The sequence below is a fragment of the Bartonella queenslandensis AUST/NH15 genome (assembly GCF_000312585.1).
GTDB classification, from domain to species: Bacteria; Pseudomonadota; Alphaproteobacteria; order Rhizobiales; family Rhizobiaceae; genus Bartonella; species Bartonella queenslandensis_A.
Genome location: NZ_HE997986.1, coordinates 66,700 through 67,317 on the forward strand (window position 1 = coordinate 66,700; position 618 = coordinate 67,317).

A 618-nucleotide genomic window follows, 5' to 3' on the forward strand; every position below is an offset into this window, starting at 1 on the left:
ATTTGCAATTTTGTTGCTTCATTCTGAATCATGGCGTGCATACCTTTAATGTGTGTTTGTACCTCGATAAGAGCTTTCAAATCTTTTGTATCCCTAAGTGCCATTAAATATTGCGCGATTTGCTCAAAACGATTTTCTGTTTCTTCAAAAACTTGCAAACTTACAACTTTATCCATGATAGAAGCATATTGGCTACGTAAATCGATAAGTGCGCGCATTTCATAGGTAGAGCTTGCGGAATATTCCTCTTGTTTTTTTATATCGGCAACCAATTGAGGAAAATTCGGGTCAATATCTGTTTCTTTACTCGCATTATAAATGTATTGTGGCTCCGTAAGTAGAAGATCGTCATCACCTTTCACGGATGACTGTTGTATTCGAGCACCCGTTATAGAGTTATGTATTTTTGTAATTTCATCGAATTGCAGCCTTGCTTCATAAAGCTGTTTTTCTAATAACTCAATAATTTCAAGATTTTCGTCTTGTGAAAGAGAACTCTCTACTGATTCAGGATGAACAGGCCCACCTTGACTTACAACACGCTCATCTGAATTTATAAATGCCAGAGCTAAATTTGGCATGCCAAAGAATATAATCATTCCTATTATAATAAGGATC

At 35.9% G+C, this 618-nt stretch carries 1 protein-coding gene; it reads right to left on the reverse strand.

Translation table 11 applies throughout. The annotated features are described in order from the left end of the window. A partial coding sequence (locus BN338_RS12070; protein ID WP_210160958.1) for a TrbJ/VirB5 family protein occupies nt 1-618 on the reverse strand: 618 nt, incomplete at both ends.